This window comes from Caballeronia catudaia (assembly GCF_001544755.2).
GTDB lineage: Bacteria > Pseudomonadota > Gammaproteobacteria > Burkholderiales > Burkholderiaceae > Caballeronia > Caballeronia catudaia.
The window spans coordinates 74,666-92,849 of record NZ_FCOF02000006.1 but is presented as its reverse complement, the minus strand read 5'-3'; the positions used below and the strand labels follow the sequence as shown (position 1 = coordinate 92,849).

The following is an 18,184-nucleotide window of genomic DNA, read 5'->3' as shown; positions in this document are numbered from 1 at the left end:
TGACGGAAGGCCGCAATCTTGGGGCGCTCGTTATGATGTTCATCACGCCGCGCGTATAGTCCGTTTTTCGCCTTCATCGCGAGATGGCGGGGTATACCCCCGATTTACGCGTTTTCCCTAACGTCTTTTCAGACTCGGCATCCCATGCGTTTTTTAGGCATCGATCTCGGTACGGGCTCTCTGAAACTCGCCATCATCGACGAAAACGGGCGCGAAACCGCGTCCGCGAGCGCATCGTACGCAGTGACGAGCGCGCGTCCCGGCTGGGCGGAAACCACCGTCGACGCGTGGCACTCGGCGCTCGTCAATGCGGCCTCGCGCCTCCCCGCGAACGAGCGCGATACAGTGCGCGCGATCGGCTTTTCCGGGCAGATGCACGGCGTCGTGCCGGCCGCCGCCGATGGCCGAGCGCTGCGCGCCGCGATGCTCTGGCCCGACACGCGCGCCCGCGATCTGCTCGACGCCTGGGGTTTGCCGCAACCGAATCCGGTTGCGCCCGGCATGGCGGGGCCGTTGTTGCGCTGGCTCGTGCAGAACGAACCGCACGTCGCCGCCGAAACACGCTGGGCCTTGCAGCCGAAAGACTGGCTGCGCGCGAAGCTCGGCGGCGCCGCTTCCGCCAGCTTCGTCACCGATGCCTCCGATGCCTGCGCCACCGCGCTCGCGATGCCCTCCGGCGCATGGGACGACGCGCTCATCGAGCGGCTCGGCTTGCCGCGCGCGTGGTTCGCGCCGCTCGCGGCATCGCATGAAAGCGGCGGCGCGTTGTCGGACGAAGCGGCGTCGGAACTGGGCTTGCGCCCGGGCATTCCGCTGGCCGTCGGCGCGGGCGATACGCCGTGCGCCGCGCTCGGCAGTGGCCTGTCATCCGATGGCGATGCGCTGCTCACCACCGGCACCGGCGGCCAGATCGTCGTGATGTGCGACGAAGCGCCGACGCCCGTTCACGGCCTGCATACGTATCGCGCGGCGACTGGCGCTTGGTATCGCATGGCGGCGATGCAGAACGTCGGCGTCGCGCTGGAAGCGGTGCGCGGCTGGCTCGGCTATGCGTCGTGGCCCGAAGCCTACGAGGACGCGTTCGCCGCGAGCGCCAGCGCATCCGTGAGCTTCCTGCCGTACCTGAGCGGCGAGCGTTCCCCGTGGATGAACCCCGACGCGCGCGGCGGCTGGCTCGGTCTCGGCCTCGACGACACGCGCGGCACGCTGATGCGCGCCGCTTTCGAAGGCGTGGCATTCGCATTGCGTGCGGGACTCGATGCGATACGCGAGAACGGCACACCGCTCGACTCGATGCTGCTCGCGGGCGGCGGCTCGGTCGATCCGCGCTGGCGCCAACTGCTCGCCGATGCACTGCGCGTCGATCTGCATGCCATCGATTGCCCGAACGCCGCGACGCGCGGCGCGGCGATACTCGGCGGCATCGCGGCGGGCCACTGGCGCGTGGACGATCTCGCGGCGCTCGCGCCTGGCGCCACGCTCGCCGCCACGCCGCGCGCGGATGCATCGCTCGATGAACGGTTCGCGCGTTTCATCGATCTGTACAAGCGTGTCGAAGACTGGTTCACGCCCAAGCGCAAGTCCGCTTAAACTTGGGCGCTCTGCAGTATCGCGTCGCCATTCCCGCTCATGAAGCGCGGCTTCATATGAGCGGACCATGATGTTTGCTTCATCACGACAACGTCGACATCTGCCATGCCCACACCCTCACCGTCGCATCCGGACGCAGCGCCACCCGATTTCCGTTCGCGTGAGTTTCTGCTCGATCACGCGTTGCGCACGATGACCTTCTATCACCCGCACTGCATGGACCCGGCGGGCGGCTTCTATCACTACTACAAGAACGACGGCACGGTCTATGACCGCACATCGCGTCATCTCGTGTCGAGCACCCGCTTCGTCTTCAACTACGCGATGGCGTACAAGCATTTCGGGCTCGATGAATATCGCGGCGGCGTGGCGCATGGCGTCGAATACCTGCGCGAGTTTCATCGCGATCCGCGTACGGGCGGCTACGCGTGGACGCTCAAAGGCCGCGACGTCACCGATGCGACGAATCATTGCTACGGCCTCGCGTTCGTCGTGCTCGCGTATGCGAAGGCGGTCGAAGCCGGGTTTGACGAAGCGCGCGCGTATCTCGACGAAACCTGGAACGTGATGGAAACGCGCTTCTGGGACGCGCAGCACGGCCTCTACAAGGACGAAGCGGGCGCGGACTGGCGGGTGTCTGACTATCGCGGCCAGAACGCGAACATGCATACCTGCGAGGCGTTGCTCGCCGCGTTCGAAGCGACGGGCGAAGCGCGTTATCTCGATCGCGCGGCCTTGCTCGCCGATAACATGGTGAACCGTCAGGCGTCCCTCGCGGGCGGGCTCGTGTGGGAACATTACAAGCCGGACTGGTCGATCGACTGGGACTACAACAAGGGCGATCGCAGCAACATCTTCAGGCCGTGGGGCTTTCAGCCGGGACATCAGACGGAATGGGCGAAGCTGCTGCTGATCCTCGATCGTCATCGGCCAGAGGCGTGGCATGCCGTGAGAGCGCGCGAAATGTTCGACCGCGCGCTGGCGCTTTCGTGGGATCACGAGCACGGCGGCATGGTGTACGGTTTCGACACGGAAGGCAAGTTCTACGACGAGGACAAATACTTCTGGGTTCAGGCGGAATCGCTCGCGGCGGCGGCCTTGCTCGCCGATCGTGCGCAACGCGATGGCGATACCGCGCGGGCCGCACGTTACTGGAACGATTACGACCGTCTGTGGACCTATAGCTGGAAGCATTTCGTCGATCACAAGTGGGGCGCGTGGTATCGCATCCTCACGCGCGACAACCGCCAGTACAGCGACGAGAAAAGCCCGGCTGGCAAGACCGACTATCACACGATGGGCGCATGTTACGAAGTCCTGAACGTCGTGCGCTGAAGACATTCAACACATTCATAACCTGGGAGTTCAACGATGAAGACGAAAGCAGCAATCGCATGGGAAGCCGGCAAGCCGTTGACGATCGAGGAAGTCGATCTCGAAGGCCCTCGCGCGGGTGAAGTGCTGATCGAAGTGAAGGCGACGGGCATCTGCCACACCGATTACTACACGCTTTCCGGCGCCGATCCCGAAGGCATTTTCCCGGCGATTCTCGGGCATGAAGGCGCGGGCGTGATCGTAGATGTCGGGCCGGGTGTCGGCACGTTGAAGAAGGGCGATCACGTCATTCCGCTCTACACGCCGGAATGCCGGCAGTGCAAGTTCTGTCTGTCGCGCAAGACGAATCTCTGTCAGGCGATTCGTTCGACGCAGGGCAAAGGCTTGATGCCCGATGCGACCTCGCGCTTTTCACTCGATGGCAAGCCGTTGTTCCATTACATGGGGACATCGACGTTTTCGAACTACATCGTCGTGCCCGAGATCGCGGTGGCGAAAGTGCGCGAAGACGCGCCTTTCGACAAGATCTGCTACATCGGCTGCGGCGTGACGACGGGCGTTGGCGCGGTCGTCTATTCGGCGCAGGTCGAGGCGGGCGCGAATGTCGTCGTGTTCGGTCTCGGCGGCATCGGCCTGAACGTGATTCAGGGCGCGAAGATGGTCGGCGCGGACAAGATCATCGGTGTCGATATCAATCCGGGCCGCGTCGAGCTGGCGAAGAAGTTCGGCATGACGCACTTCATCAACCCGAAGGAAGTCGAGAACGTCGTCGACCATATTGTGCAACTGACCGATGGCGGCGCGGATTACTCGTTCGAATGTGTCGGCAACGTGAAGCTGATGCGTCAGGCGCTCGAATGCACGCACAAGGGCTGGGGGCAGTCGTTCATCATCGGCGTGGCGGCGGCGGGCGAAGAGATCAGCACGCGTCCGTTCCAGCTCGTCACGGGGCGCGAGTGGAAGGGCTCGGCATTCGGCGGCGCGCGCGGCCGCACCGACGTGCCGAAGATCGTTGACTGGTACATGGAAGGCAAGATCAATATCGACGATCTGATCACGCATCATCTCAAGCTGGAGCAGATCAACGACGGGTTCGACCTGATGAAAAAGGGCGAGTCGATCCGCTCGGTCGTCATTTATTGAGCGAGGAGAAAGCGATGCTGGAGCTCGTGGAAGAACATCGTTGCTTCGATGGTGTGCAGCGCGTTTATCGTCACGATTCGCGGACGATCGGCCTGCCGATGCGGTTTTCCGTCTTCCTGCCTGCGCGGGCGGCGTCGGGGAAGGTGCCGGCGCTGTTTTATCTCGCCGGGCTCACGTGTACCGAAGAGACGTTTCCGATCAAGGCGGGCGCGCAGCGTTACGCCGCCGAGCACGGCATTGCGCTGATCGCGCCGGACACGAGCCCGCGCGGCGCGGATATTCCCGGCGAGAAAGATGCGTGGGATTTCGGCGTCGGTGCGGGCTTTTATGTCGATGCGACGCGTGAGCCTTGGGCGCGGCGTTATCGGATGTATTCGTATGTGCAGGAGTTGCGGGACGTCGTGCTTGCGGAGCTGCCGGTGCGGGAGGATCGCATCGGTATCTTCGGGCATTCGATGGGCGGGCATGGTGCGCTCGTTCTTGCGTTGCGCAATCCTGGTCTCTATCGCAGTGTGTCGGCGTTTGCGCCGATCGCGGCGCCTTCGCTGTGTCCCTGGGGCGTTAAGGCTTTTACCGGCTATCTCGGGGATGATCGCGCCGCCTGGGCGAAATACGATGCCAGTGAGTTGATCAAGAGCGATGCGGCGGCGCGGTTCGAAGGCGGGATTCTCATCGATCAGGGACTGGCGGATCAGTTTCTCGCGGAGCAGCTTTATCCCGAGGTGTTGGAGCGCAATGCGCTTGCGGCAGGGCATAAGGTAACCGTGAGGCGGCATGAAGGTTATGACCACGGGTACTTCTTTATTTCGACATTCGTCGGAGAGCATGTCGCGCATCATGCGCGGGTTTTGGGTGGGTGATTTTTTGGTTTTTTATTGTTTTTTTTGTGGAATCCTGATTTCGTGTCGGTCTATTAGCACTGCCCCTATGCGGGGCGGCACCTACTTTCTTTGCTGCTGCAAAGAAAGTAGGCAAAGAAAGCAGCTGTCCCCAGCCTAAGCACTTCACACCGGCCGCGGCACAGGCGATTGATCTAATGGCCCCCGGAGTAGCGAGTGTTCTCGAAGGTCTAACGGGGCTTGGATCGCGCACGGTCTGCCGTGCGGGAACGTTGGGCGTGCAGGTTCAGCACGAGAGAGTTCCGGCACAGCGCTACGCGCTGCCGTTGGGTATGCAGGGCGAACCAACTTGTGCGTGTGCAGTGAGATAGAGATTTAAGCAAAGAAGCACGCGCAGACCCGATTGACCGATCGGCCGCGAAGCGGGCCGGAGCTTGAGTTGCCGAACCAGTCAGTAGTGCGGTGCGATGTGACGGACCGTGCGCGATCCAAGCCCGGTGAGTTTTGTGAGGGCACTCGCTACTGCCGGACCACGAGAGTAGTTCTGTGCCGCGGCCGGCATGAAGTGCTTAGGCTGGGGATAGCTGTTTCTTTGGTTACTTTCTTTGCGTCGACCAGAGTTGGCGCTTTAGCGCTTACTCTGGTCCCGAGCAAAGAAAGTGACTGCCGCCCCGCACAGGGGCGAAGCTAATAAACCGACACGAACACGGGATCCGGCGAAAGCAGAAGCAAAAAAACCTTCAATGCCCCCGCCGCCCAAGCAAACTCGCGCCATACACAAGCGCGGCAAGCATGGTGATCCAGAAACTCGTCGGCCAGTCGGTGTAGTAGGCGAGCGTAAGTCCAACCCACGCCTGCCCGAGCGCAAACAGCGCCGCGAGCATCAACCCCGACGACAAACGTGTCGTCACGTTCTGCGCCGCCGCCGCCGGCCCGACCATCAACGCAAAAACCAGCAACACCCCAACGATCTGCGTACAAGCCGCAACCGCGAGCGCGGTGATCGCGAGAAACAGCACCGACACGAGCCGCAGCGACACGCCCTTGGCTTCGGCAAGCTCCGGCTGCAACGACGCGAACAAAAGCGGCCGCATGATGAACGCCAACGCCCCGAGGCTCACGAGCGCAAGCCCCGCCAGCACGACCAGCGTGTCATGACTCACGCCGAGCACGTTGCCGAATAACAGCGCCGTAGCCTGCGTCGCGTACGCGGTGAAGAAGTGCAGAAACAGCAGCCCAAACCCGAGCGAAAGCGAAAGAATCACGCCGATCGCGACATCGCGGCCCGACAGACGCTCGCCCAACGCGCCCATGCCCACGCCCGCCGCGAGCGTAAAGCCGACCATGCCCCAAAGCGGCGGCATGCCGAGCAGCACCGCGCCGGTCGCACCCGTGAAGCCGACGTGCGATAGCGCGTGACCCGCGAAAGTCTGCCCGCGCAGCACGAGAAAGTACCCGACGATCCCCGCCAGCACCGCGACGATTCCCGACGCCGCGAATGCGTTCACCATGAAGTCGTATTCGAACATTGTTACTTCTCGTGACTGTGGTGGTGATCGTGCTCATGACCGTGGTCATGCTCATGCTCGTGTTCGTCGCCTTCTTCGTGCGCGTGATCGAGCTTGTCGATCTCGACATCGCCCGACATCACGAAGATGCGGCCATTCACGCGCATCACGTCGATGGGCGAGCCGTACAGCCGCGAGAGCACCGGCTTCGAAATGACCTCGTCGACGGTGCCGAGCGCCGCCCTCCCGCTGCCAAGATAAAGCACGCGGTCGAGGGAATTCAGAAGCGGATTGAGCTCGTGCGCAGAAAACAGCACGGTGATGTTCAACTCGCGCTGCACGCGCCGCACAAGCTCGACGACGCCCGTCTGATGCCGCGGATCGAGACTGATGAGCGGTTCGTCGAGCAGCAGCAGACGCGGATTGCCGAGCAGACATTGCGCGAGGAGAAGCCGCTGGCGCTCGCCGCCCGACAGTTCCGACAGCGGACGCGACGCCAGCTGATGCGCGCCGACAAGTTCCAGCACGCGCTCGACATCCGCGCGAATGCGCGCATTGCGATGCGGCAGCCCCCAGTGATGCCCGTCCGCGGCCATCGCGACGAAATCGCGGCCGAGCACGCGGCGGTTGGCGAGCCCCGTGCGGATCTGAGGCATATAGCCGATCGACGCGTTACCGCGCACGACCGCCTCGCCATTCACGCGTATCGATCCGCTCTTCAGCGGCACGAGCCCGAGCAGCGCGCGCATCAGCGTGGTCTTGCCCGCGCCGTTCGGCCCGAGCACGCCGATGAACTCGCCGTTGCGCACGGTGAAGCTCGTATCGTTGAGAATCTCGCGGCCGCCGAGCGCGAGCGTCACACGGTCGACTTCGAGCGCGGCTTGCGTCGTTGCAGCGGCGTTCATCGTTGCCATCCTTGCAGCGCGCCCGCAAGCGCGTCGAGCTGCGACTGCATCCATTGCTGATACGTCTTCTTCGCGGGCAAGGTCTCCGTCACGCTGACGCTCGGCACATGCGCGTCCTTCGCGACGTCGAGCAGACGCTTCGTCAGCGCGCCCGTCGCCTGGCTGTTATAGATAAGCACGTGCACGCGGCGCTCGCGCAGGTCTTTTTCGAACGCGGCAATATCGCCGGCGCTCGGCTCGGTCTCGTTCATCTCCGCCATCTGGAAGCGCTGATTGCGCATCTCGAAGCCGATCGCATCGGCCATGTAGCCGAACACCGGCTCGGTCGCCGTGACCGGCACGCCCTTGTAGTGCGCCTTCATCTGCGCAATGCTCGCGTCGATGGGCTTCAGCGTGTCGAGAAAGGCCGCGAGGCGCGCGTCGTAATCGCTCTTGTGCGACGGGTCCGCGCCCGACAAATACGCGCTCACCGCTTTCGCGACGGCGGGCATCGTCGACGGGTCGTACCAGAGATGCGGATTGTCGCCGGCCTTCTTGCCGACGAGCTGCGCCGCGACGATCACCGTGCGCTTGTCGTTGCTTCGCGATACCGCGAGCAGCTTCTCCATCCACGGATCGTAGTCCGCGCCGTTATAGACGACGAGCGCCGCATGCTGCAATAAACGCGCGGTCTTCGGGCTCGCTTCGAAGAGATGCGGGTCCTGGTCCGGATTGTTCAGGATGCTCGTCACCTGCACGTGATCGCCGCCGAGCTGACGGATGACATCGCCATAAAAATTCTCTGCGGCGACGACCGGCACGCGCGCCGATTGCGCTGAAGCCACGTCGCAAAAGCCGAGCGCGAGGGCGAAGCAGGTCAGGAGATGCGCGAGTTTCATTGAATTCCTTTTGTGATGGTGATGGATGACGCGCTCAGACACCGTGATGCTTCTTCTGACAATCGGCGCACAGCCCGCTCAGTTCGACGACCTGGTGATGCACCTGAAAGCCGTGCGCGGGCGGGCTCGCGGACAGCGACGACGCAAGCTCGCGGCCCTGGATTTCGAGCGTATTGCCGCATTCGTCGCAGATGAGGAACTGGCTCTCGTGCGGCTTGCCCGCGTCGCAGCACGCGATGAACGCGTTCTTCGATTCGATGCGATGCACGAAGCCGTTTTCGACCAGAAAGTCGAGTGCGCGATACACGGTGGTCGGTGGCACGCGCGCGCCGCGCTGCGGCTCCATCGCGTCGATGAGGTCGTAGGCGCCGATTGGCTTGTGTGCCTTCAGCACAAGTTCGTACACCTGGCGGCGCAGCGGCGTGAGCGCGACACCGCGTTCGGCGGAGAGGGCTTCGGCGCGGGCCAGCATGGTTTCGACGGATGCGGTCATGTCATGACGGCCACGGTGACGCGGCCTCGGCAAGGTAGGACGATTTGGCGATGATATAACGTATCACATCGACGTGCACGCCCTAAGGCGCGTCTTTCTTCATCGGCACGGAACGTTGCTTGCTCGGCTGCGCCTTGCCAGACGGGTTTTCCCGAGGTTCCAGACGATTGCGCGTTGCAGCATCGAAAACTGTGCCGATTCCTTGACACGATCACGCGCAGCGCCGATCATTCGATCAAACAACGAGCAATTGTTCATCCGCGGAGCGTTCGCTCACTGCGAGAGAGCGAGGCAAAAACTCGGAGACATCGGTGAGACTGAAAGAGAAGGTCGCCATCATCACGGGCGCGGCGAGCGGCATCGGAGAAGCTGTCGCGCGGCGCTATCTGGAGGAAGGCGCGCGAGTCGTCATCGTCGACGTTAAGGATGAGCACGGCATGGCGCAGCGCTTCGCCGACGTCTCGGCGCACGTGCTCGCGCTGCAGGCCGACGTTACGCGCCGCGACGATATCGAACGCATCGTGGCGCGCGCCATCGAGCGTTTCGGCGGCATCGACATTCTCTTCAACAACGCGGCGCTCTTCGACATGCGCCCGATCCTCGACGAATCCTGGGACGTCTACGACCGCCTCTTCGCGGTGAACGTCAAAGGCATGTTCTTTCTGATGCAGGCCGTCGCTAAGCGCATGGTCCAGCAGGGGCGCGGCGGCAAGATCATCAATATGTCATCGCAGGCCGGGCGGCGCGGCGAAGCGCTCGTGTCGCATTACTGCGCGACCAAGGCGGCGGTCATCAGCTACACGCAATCGGCGGCGCTCGCGCTCGCGAAAGAGCGCATCAACGTAAACGGTATCGCGCCGGGCGTCGTCGATACACCCATGTGGAACGAGGTCGACGCACTTTTCGCGCGCTACGAGAATCGTCCGCTCGGCGAGAAGAAACGGCTCGTCGGCGAGGAAGTGCCGCTCGGGCGCATGGGCTTGCCCGCCGACCTGACGGGCGCGGCGCTTTTTCTGGCGTCATCGGATGCGGATTACATCACCGCGCAGACGATCAACGTCGACGGCGGCAACTGGATGAGTTGATGCACCGCTTGTGCGCTGCATGCGGCTTGAAGCGCGGAAAGCACCGTCTATAGTGAAACGGCGTCGCGTCGAATGCGGCGATGCTGCAAAGGACGAAAGGTCCACTACGGTGATGGCAGGCGCTGCACAAGGATAAACACGGCAACCACGCGATTTTTCGATCGCGCACCCTCGAAAGCAGGCAGCGGCATACACGGCACGCGCGGTCTTGTCACGAGAGACACCGCTCGCGCCCGTGCCAACAAAAAGGAGACGAACCAGCATGAAACCGACTCAAAAGCGCACTCAACGCATCGTTCGGGCACAACCGCGGGCACGTCGCGCCGCCACCGCGTTTTCCGCCGCGCTGGCCGCCGCCGCGCTCGTGCCGATGTCGGCGCATGCCGCGACCATCACCATCGCCACGTTGAACAACCCGGACATGATCGAGCTGAAAAAGCTCGCGCCGGCCTTCGAGAAGGCGAATCCGGACATCCAGCTGAAATGGGTGATTCTCGAAGAGAACGTGCTGCGCCAGCGCGCGACCACCGACATCACCACGAACAGCGGCCAGTTCGACGTGATCACGATCGGCACCTACGAGGCGCCGCAATGGGGCAAGCGCGGCTGGCTCTCGCCGATGACCGGTCTGCCCGCCAACTACGATCTCGACGATGTCGTGAAGACCGCGCGCGATGGCCTCTCGTACAACGGCACGCTGTTCGCGCTGCCGTTCTACGTCGAAAGCTCGATGACGTATTACCGCAAGGACCTGTTCCAGGCCGCGGGCCTGAAGATGCCCGATCAGCCGAACTACGATCAGATCAAGCAGTTCGCCGACAAGCTCACCGACAAATCCAAAGGCCAGTACGGCATCTGTTTGCGCGGCAAGGCGGGCTGGGGCGAGAACATGGCGTTCGTAACGACGGTCGTGAACACGTTCGGCGGCGAGTGGTTCAACGAGAAGTGGCAGGCGCAGCTCGATACGCCCGAATGGAAGAAGGCGGTCGGCTTCTACGCGGATCTCCTGAAGAACGACGGCCCGCCGGGAGCGAGCTCGAACGGCTTCAACGAGAACCTCACGCTGATGTCGTCCGGCAAGTGCGCGATGTGGATCGACGCGACCGTCGCCGCGGGCATCCTCTACAACAAGGCGCAATCGCAGGTGTCGGACAAGATCGGCTTTGCGGCCGCGCCCATCGCCGTCACGCCGAAGGGCTCGCACTGGCTGTGGTCGTGGTCGCTCGCGATCCCGAAGACGTCGAAGCAGCAGGAAGCGGCCAAGAAGTTCGCCGCGTGGGCGACCTCGAAGGAATATATCGAGATGGTCGGCAAGGATGAAGGCTGGGCGTCCGTGCCGCCGGGCACGCGCAAATCGACCTACGCGCGCCCCGAGTACAAGCAGGCCGCGCCGTTCGGCGACTTCGTTTTGAAGGCGATCGAAACCGCCGATCCGAACGACGCGACGCTCAAGAAGGTGCCGTACTCCGGCGTCCAGTTCGTCGGCATTCCGGAGTTCCAGTCGTTCGGCACGGTCGTCGGTCAGTCGATCGCGGGTGTCGTCGCGGGGCAGACGAGCGTCGACAACGCGCTGAAGGCGGCCAATGCGGCGGCGGATCGCGCGGTCAAGCAGGCCGGTTATCAGAAGTAACGTCGGTACGCGGGCCGTGTCTTTCGATGCGGCCCGACAGCATCATCATCGAGAGGTGTCACGATGAGTCAACTGAATCCCCCCATCACCGATCATCATCTGGAGGAGTCCGCCGCCGAGCGTGACAAGCGGCGCGCGAAGTCGGTGCGCTGGCTGATCTCGCCATCGACGGGACTGCTTTTCCTGTGGATGGCCATTCCGCTCGCGATGACGATCTGGTTTTCGTTCTCGCGCTACAACCTGCTGAATCCGGACGTAAAAGGCTTCGCGGGCTTCGACAACTTCGAGTTCCTCGTCACCGATCCGGCGTTCGGGCCATCCATCGGCCATACGCTGACGCTGATCATTTCGGTGCTGGTCATCACCGTGGTAGGCGGCACGCTGCTCGCCGTGCTGTTCGATCGCAAGTTCATCGGGCAGGGCATCGCGCGGCTGCTCGTGATCGCGCCGTTCTTCGTGATGCCGACGGTCTCCGCGCTCATCTGGAAGAACATGATCCTGCATCCGGTGTACGGCCTGATCGCGGGACTCATGCGCTCGATGGGCATGCAGCCGATCGACTGGTTCGCCGAGTATCCGCTCTTCGCGGTGATCGTCATCGTCGCGTGGCAGTGGCTGCCGTTCGCGTTCCTGATTCTGTTCACGGCGATTCAGTCGCTCGATCAGGAACAGAAGGAAGCGGCGCGCATCGATGGCGCAGGTCCCTTCGCGATGTTCTTCTTCATCACGCTGCCGCATCTGAAACGCGCGATCGCAGTCGTCGTGATGATGGAAACCATCTTCCTGCTGTCGATCTTCGCGGAAATCTACACGACGACCGGCGGCGGCCCCGGCACCGCGACGACCAACCTGTCGTACCTGATCTATGCGCTGGGTCTGCAGCAGTTCGACGTCGGTCTCGCATCGGCGGGCGGCATTCTTGCGGTGATTCTCGCCAACATCGTCGCGTTCTTCCTCGTGAGAATGCTCGCGAAGAACCTCAAAGGGGAGTACGAGTCATGAGCACGCAATCGGTTTCCGCACCGCCGCGAGCCTCCGCGCTCGATCACGTCAAGAACATCGTGCCGGGCATCGTTGCGTGGATCGTGTCGATCCTGCTGTTCTTCCCGATCTTCTGGATGACGATCACCGCGTTCAAGACCGAGCAGCAGGCGTATTCGTCGTCGCTGTTCTTCACGCCGACGCTCGATAGCTTCAAGGAAGTGTTCGCGCGCAGCAACTACTTCGGCTTCGCGTGGAATTCGGTGCTGATTTCAGTCGGCGTCACGCTGCTCTGCCTGATTCTGGCGGTGCCGTGCGCCTACGCGATGGCCTTCTTCCCGACCAGGAAAACGCAGTCGGTCCTGCTGTGGATGCTTTCCACGAAGATGATGCCGTCGGTCGGCGTGCTCGTGCCGATCTATCTGCTGTGGAAGAACACGGGCCTGCTCGATACGGTTTCGGGTCTCGTCATCGTGTACACGCTGATCAACTTGCCGATCGCGGTGTGGATGGCCTACACGTACTTCAACGAAGTGCCGAAGGACATTCTCGAAGCGGGCCGCATCGACGGCGCGACGACGTGGCAGGAGATCGTCTATCTGCTGATGCCGATGGCGCTGCCCGGCCTTGCATCGACGGGCCTGCTGCTCATCATCCTGTCGTGGAACGAGGCGTTCTGGAGCATCAATCTGTCGAGCTCGAACGCGGCGCCGCTTACCGTGTTCATCGCGTCGTATTCGAGTCCGGAAGGCCTGTTCTGGGCGAAGCTCTCGGCGGCTTCGCTGCTGGCGGTCGCGCCGATCCTGATCGTCGGCTGGGTCTCGCAGAAGCAGCTCGTGCGCGGTCTCACGTTTGGCGCGGTGAAGTGAGGATGCGAGCGTGAATCTCACTCCACTGGAACGGGCCAATCTCGAAGATCGTCTGCTGATCTGCGATTGCGACGGCGTGCTCATCGACAGCGAAGCGGTGGCGGCGCGCATGCTCGTCGCGGAGTTGCAGGCGGTGTGGCCAGGCGTCGATGTCGAGCCGGTCGTGATGCCGCTGCTCGGCCTGCGCATCGAGGCGGTGCTCGCGAGCGCCGCCGATACGGTCGGCCGCACGCTGACGCACGATCAGGTCGTCGTGATCCGGCGCTCTGTCGAAGCAGCGGCGATGCAGGCGCCGGCGGTGCAGGGCATCGCCGAGGCGCTCGCGGCCGTGCCTTTCACGAAGGCGTGCGCGAGCAACAGCTTTTCGACGTATGTCGATGCCGTGCTGCAACGCACCGGCCTCGTGCGCTTCTTCGGCGAGCGGCGTTTCTGCGCGGACATGGTCGAAAACCCGAAGCCCGCGCCGGACGTGTACCTCGCGGCGGCGCGCGCGATGCGCATCGATCCGCTGCGCTGCCTCGTCGTCGAGGACAGCGTGACGGGCGTCACGGCGGCGAAGGCGGCGGGCATGCCGGTGCTCGGCTTCATCGGCGGCGGCCATGCAACGGAAGGGCAGATCGGCGCGCTGGAGCGAGCGGGCGCGCAGCTCGTATTCGATGACATGACGCGCCTGCCTCTCCTGGTCGATCAATGGCTGCAAAACGCGACGTTCGAAATCAGATAGCGCCGGACGCGGTTCGACACCGCGCCGAAAGCATAGGAGACACACATCATGGCTAGCCTGACACTGCGCAACATCAGCAAGCGTTACGAAGAAACCGAGGTGATGCGCAACATCAACCTCGATATCGACGACGGCGAGTTCGTCGTGTTCGTGGGCCCGTCGGGCTGCGGCAAGTCGACGTTGATGCGCATGATCGCCGGTCTGGAAGACATCAGCGGAGGCGAACTGATGATCGACAGCGCGCGCGTGAACGAGTTGCCGCCCGCGAAGCGCGGCATCGCGATGGTGTTCCAGTCGTACGCGCTCTATCCGCACATGACGCTCTACGACAACATGGCGTTCGGCCTCAAGCTCGCGGGCGAGAAGAAGCCCGCGATCGACGCTGCGGTGAAGAATGCCGCGAAGGTCTTGCACATCGACCATCTGCTCGATCGCAAGCCGAAGCAGCTCTCCGGCGGACAGCGTCAGCGCGTGGCGATCGGCCGCGCGATCACGCGCAAGCCGAAGGTGTTTCTCTTCGACGAACCGCTTTCGAACCTCGACGCCGCATTGCGCGTGAAGATGCGCCTCGAATTCGCGCGCCTGCACGACGATCTCAAGACGACGATGATCTACGTGACGCACGATCAGGTCGAAGCAATGACGCTCGCGGACAAGATCGTGGTGTTGTCGGCGGGGAATATCGAGCAGGTCGGCACGCCGAACACGCTGTATCACGCGCCGGCGAACCGGTTCGTGGCGGGTTTCATCGGTTCGCCGAAAATGAACTTCATGTCGGGAACGGTGGCCGCGGTGCAGAACGACGGCGTGCTCGTGAAGTATGCGACGGGCGAGACGCAGCTCGTCGGCGTGTTGCCGGGCAATGCGAAGCCGGGCGATGCGGTGACGGTCGGCGTGCGTCCGGAGCACTTGCAGCCGAATTCACCGGAGGCGGGCGAGTATGGTTTGTCCGCTTCGGCGATGACGGTCGAAACGCTCGGGGATGCGGCTTATCTCTATGCCGAAACCGAGGTCGCGCCGGATGGATTGATCTCGCGCATTCCGCCGCTGGAAAAGCATGCGCGCGGGGAGAAGCTGAAGCTCGGCGCAGCGCCGGATCATTGCCATCTGTTCGACGCGCAAGGGCAGGCGTTCACGCGCAAGGTCGTCGATTCGTGGCTGCGGGAGCATGCGACGGCGGCCTGATGTGCGTCTGATGGCATGCACAGCGCCGTTCGGGAGAGCGGCGCTTTTTTCTTGAACGTTGTATACGCGCGATAATCGCGGTTCCGACTGGCCACACCCGATGGCCGGCGCGCTCCCACACGCTATCGCCATGCCTGTCCTGAACGAACTCTTCGTCTATCCGATCAAGTCTTGCGCGGGCATTTCGCTGCGCCGCGCGATGCTCTTCGACACGGGGCTCGAATACGACCGCCACTGGATGGTGACCGACGCGCAGGGCGGCATGTTCACGCAGCGCGCGCATTCGCGCATGGCGTTGATCAAGACCGCGTTCGATGGCGACGATCTCGTCATCGATGCGCCCGGCATGCCGACGCTGCGCACGCCCTTGCAAGCCCAGGCGCTTGCGGATGCGCGGCCGATGCGCGCGACCGTCTGGCGCGACACCGTCGATGCGCTCGACACCGGCGAGCACACGGCGCAATGGTTCACGGCGTTCCTCGGCCTGCCAGCGCGCCTCGCGCGGTTCGCACCGTCCGCACGCCGCGATGTCAGCGACGAATGGACCGCGCCGCTTTCCGCGCACACGCGTTTCGCGGATCAGTTCCCGCTGCTGGTGGTTGGCCAGTCATCGCTCGACGATCTCAACGCGCGCTTGTCGATCAAGGGCGCGCCGGGCATCGCGGCGAATCGCTTCCGGCCGAATCTCGTGATCGGCGGACTCGATGCCTACGAGGAGGATTATGTCGCGGAGATGCGCATCGGCGAGGCGCAATTGCGGCTCGTGAAGCTTTGCACGCGCTGCCCGATTCCGTCGATCGATCAGGACACGGGCGCGCCAAATCCGTCGTGGCCGCACGAACCACTCGACACGATGAGCGCGTATCGCGGCAGCGATCAGTTCGACGGCGCGCTCACGTTCGGCAAGAACGCGATCGTCGTGGGTGGCGAGGGTGTCGTGCTTGAGGTTGGGCTGGAGGTGGAGGCGGAAATCGGATATTGATGAGTCCGTGTCGCGGGGGCGGCACCGATGACGGCGGTGTGGAATTTTTTCTCAAATGGGATCGCCGTATCCTTGATTAGCCAAGTCGATACTACGATGTTGCTTTTCAATTCCCTTAATACGGGAACGACAACAGGAACATAAGGCATGCGGTTGGACGGGTACTACATCAACCTGGCGTCGAGCCGCGACAGGTTTGAACGCATGGAGGCGCAATTGAGCGCGCTTGGCTATCAGGGCTGCATCACGCGCTTCCCGGCGATAGATGGCCTTACGCAAGGACCACTCGATAACGCGGGGACAAACGGCGTCTGGGCCTGCCGGCGTTCGCACGAGGAGGCGATCTTTCAGTCGCCGCCGCTTTCTGCAACCTTGATTCTCGAAGACGACGTGGAGATCAGCCGTCAATTTCCGACAGTGTTCAACGAGAGCGTGATCGACGCCTTCGTCAATGGGAATGCGGATGCTGACGTGTTGTTCTTCGATTGCTGTCCGTTCAATCATCAGGCTCCGTTTCTCCTTAGTCTTGCGGAGCAGCAGATGCGCGGACGTTGCGCAGCCGCGGGAGAAGAGGCGGATCGACACCGCATTTCCGGCGTCAATCTGCTGGACGCGAAAGGTATTTACGCCTATTGCGCAGCGTCTTACCTCGTCACTCCGAAGGGGAAGCAGACACTCAGAGAATTGTTCCCGGCCGAGCGGAGTGAAATCGCAGTGGATGTGTTGTACAAGGAGTGGATCGCGCGCGGGAAACTGCAGGCAAGGATCACCGTGCCGTTTCTCGCCACGCCGAAGTTCAGAAACGAATCCACGATCGCTTACGCGGAACTCGAATCCTTGAATCTGGGGGAGCGGGAAGGACTTCTCAGCAACGGTATTCGACGACTCCTGTTTGCCGGCGACGCGGATCTGAGTGAGCAGGACATCCTGCAGCTTGCGATCGATCCGCTGACCGAGCCTTCACCGGAATATCGACTCGGCATGCGATTCTATGAGGCGTGCCGGAGGTTGTTGGCCGAGCGGCAATGAATCACGCGTCCAGCGCCGCCTTCGCGCACAACTCATCGGTCACGAGCCCCGACAGCCATTGCCCGTTCAACGCCGCGATCAGCGCGTTGCGCTTGCGCTGCCCGCCCGCGAAGCCGATCGTCGGGCGTTTGGGCGGCGAGTCGAGTGCGAGGCTCGTCGCGCGCGCGCCGGTTTTCGACTGCACGCGGCGTCCGTTGGCATCGATCGGCAGGCCGAGGCATTCGGCCACCGCGCCCGCCGACACCAGCTCGTCGACTTCCGCGCTCGTGATGAAGCCGTCCTCGTGCAGCGGGCAGTTCATGCCCACATTGCCGATGCCGACGAACGCCACGTCGGCTCGGTGCGCGAGTTCATCGACGATGCGATACAGCCGGTGATTGACCCATTGCGCGCGCTCGGCGACGCTGTCGGCCATGAGCGGCGCGGGCAGCATGAAGTGCTTGCCGCCGGTTTTCTCCGATAGCTGCTGCGCCACGTCATAACGGTTCGACGAGCCGTCCTGAGCAATCGCGCCGACCATCGACACGAAGCGATGCTGCGGCCGGTCGATCTGCCCGATCTGCTCGACGCAAGCCTTGAGCGTGCGGCCGCTGCCGATCGACACGACGAGCGGCTTCTCATCGAGCAGATAGCGCTCCATGACCTGCGCGCCTGCCACCGCGAGCTTGCGGTCGACTTGTTCGGGCGCGTCGCCGTCGATGGGCACGACTTCGCACATCGCGAGGCCGTAGCGGTCGCTGAGCGCTTTTGCGAGCGACAGGCAATCCGCGATGCGGTGATCGACGCGCACGCGGATGAGGTTCTTTTCGACCGCGAAGGCGACGAGCCGCTGCGCCACCGGGCGCGAGATCTGGAGCTTTTCGGCGATCTCGTTTTGGGTGTTGCCGGCGACGTAGTAGAGCCACGCTGCGCGTGTTGCGAGATCGAGTTTTTCGGTGGATTTGGGCACTGTGGGTATGGTTTGGTTTTTTTGCTCTTTGCTCTTTGCTCGTTGCTTTCGCTTTGGTT

Annotated in this window: 17 protein-coding genes; 12 read left to right on the top strand and 5 right to left on the bottom strand. The window is 63.0% G+C overall.

Annotated elements, in window-relative coordinates; translation table 11 throughout:
* Positions 1-144: 144 nt before the first annotated feature.
* The 4 genes from AWB75_RS08665 to fghA all read left to right on the top strand — a co-directional run bounded on the left by AWB75_RS08665 (position 145) and on the right by fghA (position 4,928).
* Entirely contained in the window at positions 145-1,590 is a 1,446-nt protein-coding gene (locus AWB75_RS08665) for a xylulokinase (protein WP_061123680.1), read from the top strand.
* 105 nt (positions 1,591-1,695) lie between these two features.
* On the top strand, positions 1,696-2,925 hold the full coding sequence (locus tag AWB75_RS08660) for an AGE family epimerase/isomerase (RefSeq protein ID WP_061123679.1): 1,230 nt from the start codon (positions 1,696-1,698) through the stop codon (positions 2,923-2,925).
* A 36-nt stretch (positions 2,926-2,961) separates the two neighbouring features.
* Entirely contained in the window at positions 2,962-4,068 is a 1,107-nt protein-coding gene (locus AWB75_RS08655; protein ID WP_061123678.1) for an S-(hydroxymethyl)glutathione dehydrogenase/class III alcohol dehydrogenase, read from the top strand.
* Positions 4,069-4,082: 14 nt separating this feature from the next.
* Entirely contained in the window at positions 4,083-4,928 is an 846-nt protein-coding gene (gene fghA / locus AWB75_RS08650) for an S-formylglutathione hydrolase (protein ID WP_061123677.1), read from the top strand.
* 719 nt (positions 4,929-5,647) lie between these two features.
* Here the strand turns inward: fghA and AWB75_RS08645 are convergent.
* The 4 genes from AWB75_RS08645 to AWB75_RS08630 are packed head-to-tail and all read right to left on the bottom strand — an operon-like array spanning position 5,648 to position 8,691.
* Entirely contained in the window at positions 5,648-6,436 is a 789-nt protein-coding gene (locus AWB75_RS08645; protein WP_061123676.1) for a metal ABC transporter permease, read from the bottom strand.
* A 2-nt stretch (positions 6,437-6,438) separates the two neighbouring features.
* Positions 6,439-7,329, bottom strand: a complete 891-nt coding sequence (locus AWB75_RS08640) for a metal ABC transporter ATP-binding protein (RefSeq protein WP_407642139.1) — start codon at positions 7,327-7,329, stop codon at positions 6,439-6,441.
* Complete coding sequence (locus tag AWB75_RS08635) at positions 7,317-8,198, bottom strand: metal ABC transporter solute-binding protein (RefSeq protein ID WP_061123675.1); 882 nt, start codon at positions 8,196-8,198, stop codon at positions 7,317-7,319. Before AWB75_RS08635 ends, AWB75_RS08640 begins: the two co-directional genes overlap by 13 nt.
* A 34-nt stretch (positions 8,199-8,232) precedes the next feature.
* Positions 8,233-8,691, bottom strand: coding sequence for a Fur family transcriptional regulator (locus AWB75_RS08630; protein ID WP_061123674.1), 459 nt, complete (start codon positions 8,689-8,691; stop codon positions 8,233-8,235).
* A gap of 311 nt (positions 8,692-9,002) precedes the next feature.
* On the opposite strand from AWB75_RS08630, the gene AWB75_RS08625 reads away from it, so the two are divergent.
* From AWB75_RS08625 to AWB75_RS08590, 8 genes are all read left to right on the top strand, one after another.
* Positions 9,003-9,776, top strand: coding sequence for an L-iditol 2-dehydrogenase (locus AWB75_RS08625; RefSeq protein ID WP_061123673.1), 774 nt, complete (start codon positions 9,003-9,005; stop codon positions 9,774-9,776).
* Between the two features lie 370 nt (positions 9,777-10,146).
* Positions 10,147-11,406, top strand: a complete 1,260-nt coding sequence (locus AWB75_RS08620) for an ABC transporter substrate-binding protein (RefSeq protein WP_235012047.1) — start codon at positions 10,147-10,149, stop codon at positions 11,404-11,406.
* A gap of 63 nt (positions 11,407-11,469) precedes the next feature.
* Positions 11,470-12,408: a carbohydrate ABC transporter permease gene (locus tag AWB75_RS08615; protein ID WP_061123672.1), complete on the top strand. Its 939-nt coding sequence runs from the start codon at positions 11,470-11,472 to the stop codon at positions 12,406-12,408.
* On the top strand, positions 12,405-13,256 hold the full coding sequence (locus AWB75_RS08610; RefSeq protein ID WP_061123671.1) for a carbohydrate ABC transporter permease: 852 nt from the start codon (positions 12,405-12,407) through the stop codon (positions 13,254-13,256). The genes AWB75_RS08615 and AWB75_RS08610 overlap by 4 nt, the downstream gene beginning before the upstream one ends.
* 10 nt (positions 13,257-13,266) lie before the next feature.
* Positions 13,267-13,980: an HAD family hydrolase gene (locus AWB75_RS08605; RefSeq protein ID WP_087086537.1), complete on the top strand. Its 714-nt coding sequence runs from the start codon at positions 13,267-13,269 to the stop codon at positions 13,978-13,980.
* 48 nt (positions 13,981-14,028) lie between these two features.
* Positions 14,029-15,165, top strand: coding sequence for an ABC transporter ATP-binding protein (locus AWB75_RS08600; RefSeq protein ID WP_061123670.1), 1,137 nt, complete (start codon positions 14,029-14,031; stop codon positions 15,163-15,165).
* A gap of 130 nt (positions 15,166-15,295) precedes the next feature.
* Positions 15,296-16,147: an MOSC domain-containing protein gene (locus tag AWB75_RS08595; protein WP_061123815.1), complete on the top strand. Its 852-nt coding sequence runs from the start codon at positions 15,296-15,298 to the stop codon at positions 16,145-16,147.
* A gap of 147 nt (positions 16,148-16,294) precedes the next feature.
* The gene (locus tag AWB75_RS08590) at positions 16,295-17,176 is read left to right on the top strand and encodes a glycosyltransferase family 25 protein (protein ID WP_061123669.1); all 882 of its coding nucleotides are present in this window, start codon (positions 16,295-16,297) and stop codon (positions 17,174-17,176) included.
* 1 nt (position 17,177) lies between these two features.
* Here the strand turns inward: AWB75_RS08590 and AWB75_RS08585 are convergent, their stop codons facing one another.
* Entirely contained in the window at positions 17,178-18,125 is a 948-nt protein-coding gene (locus AWB75_RS08585; RefSeq protein ID WP_061123668.1) for a sugar-binding transcriptional regulator, read from the bottom strand.
* Between the last annotated feature and the right edge of the window lie 59 nt (positions 18,126-18,184).